The organism is Bullifex sp. (assembly GCF_034103065.1).
Classification (GTDB): domain Bacteria; phylum Spirochaetota; class Spirochaetia; order Sphaerochaetales; family Sphaerochaetaceae; genus Bullifex.
In genome coordinates, this window is the sequence record NZ_JAXEGN010000141.1 from 1 (window position 1) to 9,672 (window position 9,672).

A 9,672-nucleotide genomic window follows, 5' to 3' on the forward strand; every position below is an offset into this window, starting at 1 on the left:
GTAAAAAAGAAATACATATGAAGATGATTAAGACTCCATATGTATTAAAAGTAGCTGTATAAAAAGCAGTAGCGGTGTCATGGATGCACCCGTGGCTAAACTCCACGATGCTCTGGCAATTCAATTGCCGAGTAATTCACAAAAGCAGCAAATAAAAATTAATAATCCTTATTTAACTATTGCTGGTCAAACAGCACCTTCACCTGGTATTACATTTATTCGTGGTGGATTGACTTTTAATACACATGATATTGTTATGCAACACGTTCGTTTTAGAATGGGTGATGCTGGTGCAGAAATAGGGGAAGGCTATGAACCTGAGATATCAACAGCTGCAAATGGCAACTCTTACAATATTGTTGTTGATCATTGTTCAGTTTCTTGGGGCGTAGATGAGAATCTATCTGTATCAGGAAAAAGAGGATATGGCCCTGAAAATGCTTCTCATGATATTACCTACAGTAATAACTTTATTTCAGAATGCTTAGCTTGGTCTGTTCACAAAAAACAAACTATGAACCATTCAATGGGTACTCTAGTAATGGATGATTGCACAAATATTGCAATTATTGGCAATTTCTATGCTCACAACTACGAACGTAATCCATGGTTTAAAGGAAATTCTTCAGGTCTTATTGTAAATAATTTAATCTATGATCCAGGTGCTTGGGCAATTAGATTATCATGGATTCCAAAGGAATGGAAAGGCTTAGAAGAAAAACCTTCAACTCCTATTGTTTCAATTGTTGGTAACTATGAAAAGGAAGGACCTTCTACAGTAGTAAAAGCTATGGTTGGTTCAAATTATCCTGAAAATGATGAAAGATGTTATATGGAAGATAACATTATTGTAAAAGTAGATGGTACAACACCAGGTAATCTAACTGATGAATCTATTCCTGTAACACTTCTTGATGAAAAACCTATATGGATTGATGATTTATCTGTAATAAGTGCATCTGAGGTGCCTGAATATGTATTAAAATATTCAGGAGCTAGACCTAAAGATCGTGATGAATTTGATCTAAGACTTATTGAAGAATTTAAAACAGGAACTGGAAAGATTATTGATAGTCAAAATGAAGTTGGAGGATACCCTGAGGTAGAATCTACATATAGGAAACTATTACCTTGCTTAGGTCCTGTTGATGTATGGCTCGATTACTATACATCATCAGTAATGCCATTATAATAAAAGAATGCACAAAGCTTTCGGGCTTTGTGCATTTTATCAGTTTAATTTGTTTCTATCTCTTCGCCTTTAGCATTATATGAATAGATTTTAGTTTCTCTCACTGCTTTATCAAGCATCTGACCCATATCAAGTTTTTCAAAGTGTTTTGTCATCAGCTTCTTATCTGGATTGGTAACAGGATGCTTAGGCGAGAATATAACACAGCAATCTTCAAAAGGTAAAATAGAAGTCTCATATGTGCCTATTTTCTTACTAATTGAAATAATCTCTTCCTTGTCCATTCCAACTAAAGGACGTAATACAAGATAATCAGTCATACTGTCAGTGAAAGCCATTGCAGGGAGGGTTTGTGAAGCAACCTGGCTTAATGCTTCACCTGTAATAATTGCGTTGTAACCTCTTTCATTGCAAAGGCGCTCGGCGACTTGCATCATACAAGCTCTAAACATCAATGTTGTTTCATCTTCATATGCATTATCTCTTATGTATAGCTGTTGCTGGGTAAATGGAACAACAAAGAGTCTAGTTCCGCCCAAATATGGGCTAATTAATTTTGCAAGAGTTTTAACCTTCTCAAGTGCTTCATCACTTGTATATGGATATGCATGGAAATATAAGCAATCAAGATTAACACCCCTTTTTGCCATTTCAAAACCTGCAACAGGTGAATCAATACCGCCAGATAAAAGTAAAATACCTTTACCAGCTGTTCCTGAAGGAAGTCCACCAATTCCTTTCTTTTGGCTTGTATATAAATATGCTTCACTTCTTATTTCAACATTTAATACAAAGTCAGGATTAGTTAAGTCTACTCTCATATCAGGGTAGATATTATGTATTAAATCGGCAAGGTCACATGAAATTTGGTAGCTTGAAAGTTCAAAGCCCTTATCCTCACGGCGAGATTGTACCTTAAATGACTCCTTTCCAGTTAAGCCAGCTTTCTTAATTAAATACTCAGCCTTCTCTCTTATTAAATCCATATTCTTTTCGCATACAACAGCCTCTGCGTATGCAATAATACCAAATGTAGTTGAAAGTGCTTTATCAATAACCTCATCTGGACATTCAGGATCAATATAGAAAAAGATTCTACCTTTTTGCTTTACAACATTTGAGTGGTATGGCCTAAGCTTATCCTTAATATTGTGTCTTAATCTATTCTCAAATAGAGCTCTATTTTGTCCCTTTAATGAAATTTCTCCAAGTTTAATCAAATATAGCTTTTTCACTTAAAATTCCTTTACCTTATTAATTATTAGCTTTGCTAGCTTAACTGCTTCTTCTTCATCGCTTTCTGGAGCAAATGATATTCTTATTGTACCCTTTGCATCACTTGGCGAATAGCCTAAAGCGATGATAACATTTTCACTTTTTCCCTTAGCATTATTCGAGCAGGCAGAGCCAGAGGATACTTCATAGCCTTCATCACTTAGCATCCTTGTTAATACCTCAGATGGAAGTGGGGTAGTGATAGTAAGTACATATCCTGTTATATCATTTTCAGGAGATAGTACCTTAATATTATTCTCAATAAACATATTCCTAAGTTTATGATTTATACTCATTACTCTTGATGAATCTTTTTCATAGCATTCTAATGCAGTTAAGAAAGAAACTATTGCTGGAAGATTTTCAGTGCCACCTCTAACACCCTTTTCCTGTCCACCTGCTTTAGCTATTGCTTGGATATCACCACGCTTTAAATACAAAAGTCCTATTCCTCTTGGACCATGTATCTTATGAGAAGAAAATGAAGCTCCATCAACATCAAGGTCTGTTAAATTTAGAGGAATTTTTCCTAATGCTTGAACACAGTCTGAGAAGAAAAAGATTTTTCTATTAATTTCAGTTTCTTTTTTTCTTACTACTTTCACAAGTGCTTTAATATCATTGATTGTTCCAACAACATTATTTACAGCTTGGATTGCTATAAGCTTTGTATCTTGATTAATTGCATTCTCAAGATCCTCAGGTTTTACATGACCACCCTTAGATTTAAGGATAACTACATCAAATCCTTTTTCTTTTAATATTGGAGCAAACGATAGAACTGCCTCATGCTCTATTGCTGAAAAGATTACTCTACCTGGACGTTTTAACCATAGAAGTGATGATAAGACAATTGAAATTGCTTCACTTGCACCACTTGTAAAAAAGAGTTGCTCTGGCTTTGTCTTTAAAATATTAGCAAAGCCTTGACGAGTTTCATCAAGCTTCTTTTTTGCCTTCAAGCCTTCACTATGCTTTGAGGAAGGGTTTCCTGGATAGTTTAAGCTAGTATCAATATAACTTTTGAGCGCAGCATCACAAATTTTTGTTGTTGCTGCATTATCAAAATAACGTAATTCTTGCATATTGCTATTTTCACAGAATGAGCTATTTTTTTTCAAGTAGGCTATTTTAATGTTTATGTAATAAAGATAAAATGGGTGCTATGGAAAAAGTGTTTTCAGTTACATTGCAAAGTGGAAAGATAACAGATGTTTATTTTGCCAAAGATATCAAGGACTTATCTTCCCAGCTATCAAGTTATAGTCAAAATGCTCTATGGGTATTTGATACTAATACAGCACCATTGTTTAAGAACCTTCCACCTAATAGAGTAGTATTAGAAAGTGGTGAAAAAAATAAAAATCTTAAGAGTATAGAACGTATTATATCTGCTGCTCTTGATTACCATCTAGCAAGAGACTCATATTTTATTGCTTTTGGTGGCGGTGTAGTTTGTGATATGACCGCTTTAGCTTCTTCATTATATATGAGAGGAACAAAGCTTGTTTTAGTTCCAACAACTCTTTTGTGCATGGTTGATGCCTCTGTAGGGGGAAAGACTGCTATAGACTATGCTGGAGCTAAAAACTTAATTGGTACATTTAATCCTGCTCAGGATGTATTAATTTCTTGTGATACTTTAAGAACCCTCTCTGAAAGTGAATATATTTCAGGGCTTGGAGAAGTGTTAAAGCATGCATTACTATCAAAGGATGAAGAGCTTTATAATTTCCTCGTAAAAGAAAAGGATAAAATCCTTTCTCGCGATAGAGATGTAGTATCACAAATGGTTAAGCTTTCAATTGAAGTTAAAAATTTCTACATTGAAAGTGATCCTGAAGAGAAAAAAGGAATAAGAAGTGCTCTTAATTTAGGTCATACATTTGCTCATGCACTTGAATCAATAACTCATTTCACAGGACTAAGCCATGGTAAAGCTGTTGCTTGGGGCTGTGGTAGAGCATTAGATATTAGCTATGAGCTTGGATTAATTGATAATGATTTTTACACTAAAGCTAATAATCTCTTTAATATGTATCCTTTTGACATGGACTATAGAGTTGGAAGAGGCGAGTGGTTAGAATTCCAAGATGCTATTAGCAAAGATAAAAAGAGGATGAGTGGTAGTGTTAAATTTGTTCTTTTAGAGGGCTTTGGAAAGCCGGTATTAAAGCAACTTGATATGAAGCTTGTTCAACGAACAGTAATCTCAGGACCTGCAAAAAGTAATAATAAATAAGGAGCGCATTTGTTCGCTCCTTATTTTTAATCAGCGCTGTAGTCAACAATCGAATCGATTTTCTCAAGGGCTGATAATACTTTTTTCTTTAACTTTGATTTCTTATCTGTAAGTCTAAAGTTCATCTCTGAGAGTGCATAGTAGGTGTCGTCTATCATACCAGTGATAGTAGAGTAGTTCCTAAATACAAAGGTAGATCCATTTGTGTATTTTAATCCAACAAACAGAATTAGAGAGCCACTTAATACAGGACAAAAGAGATTATCAAGCTCTTTTTCAATCTCATTCTTTTGAGTTTCAATATCAAGACCTTTATTATCATAGCTCTTAGCTTTTACTTTATCGGTTTTAATAATTCCACCCTCTTGAATAAGGTCTCTAAGCTTAACAGGCTTTGTAAGCATACACTTTTCTGCTTTTAATAATACATTAATCTTTCTAACACTACCTCTTTCAAAGCCCTTCTTAACAAGATAAGGAAGATCGAATAGTGGAATAACTGCACATGACTTTTTCTTCTTTGTGATAAGAGGATAGTCTCTATCAAATATTCTAATAAAGTTACCTTCAACTTTAGTTTCCTGCTCCTCACTCTTTTGTTTTTCTTTCTTATTAGAAACAAGAGCCTTAATCAAGTTCTGATCTAGAAGATTTAAAGTTTGTTTATCGAGAGGAGAAACTGTTCGAGCAAACATTCTTGATGTTTTTACTATTTCACCAGCAAGTAAAAACTTTGGTGCAGTAGAAAACCACGAAGAGGAAGGGTGTATGTATATTTGAGTAGCAGTAAGGGATCTATATGTACCTCTACTATATTGATAACAGACATATTGTATCAAACCTGAGGCTAAGCAGGTTAAATACTCACTAACAGTTCCACCGCTTGTGATTGGAATTTGCATAGCGCTTACTATTTCTTCAAGCTGGGACTCAATATGAACAATTTCGTTCATTGTTTGTTCATCAAGAAAATATCTTTTTAAGAAGGCTTGAGCTTCTTTATTTCCTGCTTCAAGCTTCTCTGAATATTCATTAAATAGTTTTAGATAACCATAGAAGTCACCATATTTTGAGCTTTGGAATCTCGATTGGCGATTACGAGCAATAATCTCAGAACCACGAGGGAATAAAAATGGTCCCTTCGTAGATAGAAAGGCAGTGGCAATTAAAACTTCCCTCAATACATTTGGAAAGTTTTTAATTGCTTCAACAATTACTCTTGAATGTCTTGGAAGCAGTGGAAACTGCACCATCATTTCACCAATAGAAGTAAGGTGTCTATCGTCTGAAATAGCATTAATAAGCTTTAATGTTTCTTCAGCTGAGTGCAATGATGAAATCTTAGGTTTAGTGATAAAAGGGAAGTTTTCATAGTCATAAATTCCTAAATCACTCATTCTAAGAGCAACTTCAGCAAGGTCAGAACGAAGTATTTCCTCTTGGTTAAACTCTGGCCTTGTATCTAGACTGCTTTGACTATAAAAACGATAACATGTTCCTTCTTGAGTTCTTCCTGCTCTACCTGCTCTTTGCATTGCACTAGATTTACTAATAGGAAGTGGAATTAAGGCCGATGTAAAATCCTTTTGGTTATAGAAGTTTACCTTAGCTGTACCAAAATCTATTACTGTAGTAATACCATCAATTGTAATACTTGTTTCAGCAATGTTAGTTGCAATAACAACCTTAGTTTTACCTTCTACAGTAGGGATAAATACTCTTTCTTGCTCTTCTTTTGAAAGCCTACCATATAGAGGATATACCTGCAAAGAAGGCCAAAAAGGAGCATTCCTAAGAGCTGTTTCATAAGTTTTTATTTCATACTCACCACTACAGAAAATTAATATATCTCCTAAATGCTGCTTTGCATTTTTCTCTACAATTTTTAGCATTGAAAGAGAATTTGCTTTCTCCTCTATCTCCCTTTGGTCATAAACTCTTTCTAATTCTTTTTTATTTTCCTGAAATGGATTTACATACTTTATATCAATTGGAAAGATTTTAGCATCAATCGAGATTATTTTAGCTCCTGAAAAGAAGTCAGAGAACTTTTGTGTATTAATTGTAGCAGAGCTAATGATTACCTTTAAATCATGACGCTTTTGAGTAATTTGCTTTAAAAGTCCTAGGATAAAATCGATATTTAAACTTCTCTCATGAGCTTCATCGACCATTATGACAGAGTACTTAGAGAGCATAGGATCACTCTTTAATTCCTGTAACAGAATTCCATCTGTCATAATTTTTATTCTAGTTGTTTCATCACTTGTATCTGCAAAACGCATAGTATATGCGCATAAATTACCATCTAAATTTAGCTGAGTCTTAATATATTCACAAATAGAGAGGGTTGCGATACGACGAGGCTGAGTAATGCCTATCATACCACTCATATCATATCCAGCTTCCATTAAGATAATTGGAAGCTGGGTAGTTTTACCACTTCCAGTTGGACTTTCAATTACAATAACTTGGTTTTGTGATAAAGCATCTAAAATTTCTCTTTTATGCTTATAGACTGGGAGCTGATGGTAATCGATCAAGATCTATTCTCCTTAAGAATAGCTACAATTGTATTAATGTCTGCAGCAGTAGTATCTCGAGTTATTAAATCTTTTAAGCTTTCTTTTCCTTCATCATCAAACATGATTACATAGCGTGATCCACACTTAGAGGTGTAATCATAGAAAGCTTTCATTTTTTTACCTGGTAAGAGATATGTATCTGTCTTTAGACCTTCACGTCTTAAAATCGATGCACATTTTACAGCTTTAGCTTCCTGTCCTTCTTTTGCATAAATTACAACATCAGCATTAGATACTTCTTTAAGAAGTGGATGCTTTAATTCTTCAAGGGCTGCAAGAAGTCTATCAAGACCAATAGAAGAACCAACCCCTGGTAAGCTCTCTTTGCTGTAAAGAGAAGTGAGGTTGTTATAGCGTCCACCAGAACATACAGAGCCAATAGATGGAAGGTCGTCTAAAAAGGTTTCGTAGACAATTCCTGTATAGTAGTCTAATCCTCTAGTAATTGATGGATCTAAGATAAAGTGCTTTTCAATACCTGCTTCCTTAAGTAGAGCATAGATTTCCTTGAGTCTAATTGAAGCATCACACTCACCACCTGCTAAATCTTCTAAGCGTGCTACGCAGTCTAAGAATTTTTCATCTTCACTTCTAGAGATGTATGAAATAATTTTCTTAGCTTTTTCTTCACTTCCGGTGAGTTCAATAAGCTGCTTGATAACTTCTTCTTCACCAATCTTTCTAAGTTTATCGACTAAGCGAAGGATATCTACGCTCTTATCGAGAATATCATTGTGCTCAAGGAATGTATTAAATAATCCTCTGTGTGAAACATGGAATGTATATCTTTCAATATTTAGAGTCTTAAAAGAGGTATCCATTAATGAAAGAATTTCATAATCAGATAAAGCGTTATCAGCACCAACCATATCAAAATCACACTGAATAAACTCTCTATATCTACCTTTTTGAGGATTTTCACCACGCCATACCTTACTCATGTGGTAGCGTTTAAAAGGAATAGGAAGCATTGAGTAGTTAGTTGCTAAAAAGCGTGCAAAAGGAACTGTGAGGTCAAAACGCATTGCTACCTCTCTCTTTCCATTATCCTGGAAATGGAAGATTTGCTTATCAGTTTCACCACCACCTTTTCCTAATAAAACATTTGTATATTCAAGAGCTGGTGTATCGATTGGAACAAAGCCATAAGATGTAAAAACATCCTCAAGCATTCTCATTATCTTTCTTCTAGGGATTTCTGTCTTTGGAAGACTGTCTCTAAACCCTTTTAATACCAATGGTTCAATCATAATTATTTCTCCAATAGCTATAATTTACCTAAAAATCATATTTTATTCCACTTCGATAAAGAATATGCTCAAAAATATAACTCAAAAAGCAATTACAAATGTTTTAAGATCCTGTATAGTACAAGAATAATCTTCGCCTATAAGGTTTTCAGATAAGAAGTAGTATTTCAGCAAAATCTATATCTAATTATTATTTATATTTTTTTCTTATTGAAGCAAATAATATGCCATATTTAAGAGAATAAATCATCGAGTGTTACTTCATTTTGTACAATACTAGAGTACTTATTTTTAGCAATTCCAAATGTTGTAATTATTACTAAATTGATAGCTTTATTTGTTTTTGTAATACTCTTAAAGACTCCTATTTTGTTTCTTAACTCTTGATTAATATCTTTATCAATTGTGAATTGGTTTATTGAATACTTTATTTCACAAATATTTATTATTCTATCTCTTCTATCAATTAATAAATCAATTTGAGCACCCGGATGAGAATCATCACCTTTTATAAACCATTGTGATTGTTCGCAATAAATACCTGATATTCCAAGTGTTTTTTTTATTTTATCGATATGGTCTTTACATACCTGTTCAAAGGATAGACCTGCCCATGTCCTTCTTGAAGGAGTATCAATAGTATTTACCCAATAATTATCATCAACTTTAGGATTATCTTTCATGAATTTAAAGTAAAAAATTGAAAAATAATCATTCAAAGGATTAAGGCTAATAAGATTAAAGTATTAAACAGTGGAATTAAAATATTTTAAAAGGTTAATAATAGGGAGATTGACTGTACTTCCTTGCTGGAAAGCAGAAATTTACTGCTAATGTGGTCGTTGGACTGCTAGGTAATGAAAGTCCTGATTCAAATAGACTTACACTTGTAACTCCAAAGTCTGAAAATGATGTACGATTACAAGCTACACTTGGTAATCATAACCCCTTGGGCTTGCCCGTGGGAGCAGTCAGTATATGAAATATTCACGAATAATCAAATATTTATCGTTGTTATGAATATTAAAAAACTAGATAACAACTAATAATAATGAATATTACTACAATAGGTGTTATGCTCAAAACATGATTTCTTTTGAGAAAATATATAATAGTTTATGTAAAAAT

8 protein-coding genes are annotated in these 9,672 nt (G+C 33.8%); 3 read left to right on the top strand and 5 right to left on the bottom strand.

Going from position 1 to position 9,672, the window contains the following annotated elements; translation table 11 throughout:
• The first annotated feature begins 91 nt into the window (after positions 1-91).
• Positions 92-1,192, top strand: coding sequence for a right-handed parallel beta-helix repeat-containing protein (locus SOY52_RS05545; protein WP_320847976.1), 1,101 nt, complete (start codon positions 92-94; stop codon positions 1,190-1,192).
• A gap of 44 nt (positions 1,193-1,236) precedes the next feature.
• Here the strand turns inward: SOY52_RS05545 and thiI are convergent, their stop codons facing one another.
• Positions 1,237-2,427, bottom strand: a complete 1,191-nt coding sequence (thiI, locus tag SOY52_RS05550) for a tRNA uracil 4-sulfurtransferase ThiI (protein ID WP_320847977.1) — start codon at positions 2,425-2,427, stop codon at positions 1,237-1,239.
• The gene (locus SOY52_RS05555; RefSeq protein ID WP_320847978.1) at positions 2,428-3,552 is read right to left on the bottom strand and encodes a cysteine desulfurase family protein; all 1,125 of its coding nucleotides are present in this window, start codon (positions 3,550-3,552) and stop codon (positions 2,428-2,430) included.
• Between the two features lie 80 nt (positions 3,553-3,632).
• On the opposite strand from SOY52_RS05555, the gene SOY52_RS05560 reads away from it, so the two are divergent.
• Positions 3,633-4,709, top strand: coding sequence for a 3-dehydroquinate synthase family protein (locus SOY52_RS05560; RefSeq protein WP_320847979.1), 1,077 nt, complete (start codon positions 3,633-3,635; stop codon positions 4,707-4,709).
• A 26-nt stretch (positions 4,710-4,735) separates the two neighbouring features.
• Here the strand turns inward: SOY52_RS05560 and SOY52_RS05565 are convergent, their stop codons facing one another.
• The 3 genes from SOY52_RS05565 to SOY52_RS05575 form a co-directional block, all read right to left on the bottom strand.
• Positions 4,736-7,252, bottom strand: coding sequence for an ATP-dependent RNA helicase (locus SOY52_RS05565; RefSeq protein WP_320847980.1), 2,517 nt, complete (start codon positions 7,250-7,252; stop codon positions 4,736-4,738).
• On the bottom strand, positions 7,249-8,544 hold the full coding sequence (gene hisS / locus SOY52_RS05570) for a histidine--tRNA ligase (RefSeq protein WP_320847981.1): 1,296 nt from the start codon (positions 8,542-8,544) through the stop codon (positions 7,249-7,251). The genes SOY52_RS05565 and hisS overlap by 4 nt, the downstream gene beginning before the upstream one ends.
• A gap of 233 nt (positions 8,545-8,777) precedes the next feature.
• Positions 8,778-9,227 (bottom strand): hypothetical protein, encoded by a 450-nt coding sequence (locus SOY52_RS05575; protein ID WP_320847982.1) that lies wholly within the window; start codon positions 9,225-9,227, stop codon positions 8,778-8,780.
• Between the two features lie 152 nt (positions 9,228-9,379).
• On the opposite strand from SOY52_RS05575, the gene SOY52_RS05580 reads away from it, so the two are divergent.
• Positions 9,380-9,526 (top strand): hypothetical protein, encoded by a 147-nt coding sequence (locus SOY52_RS05580; RefSeq protein WP_320847983.1) that lies wholly within the window; start codon positions 9,380-9,382, stop codon positions 9,524-9,526.
• The last annotated feature ends 146 nt before the right edge of the window (positions 9,527-9,672 follow it).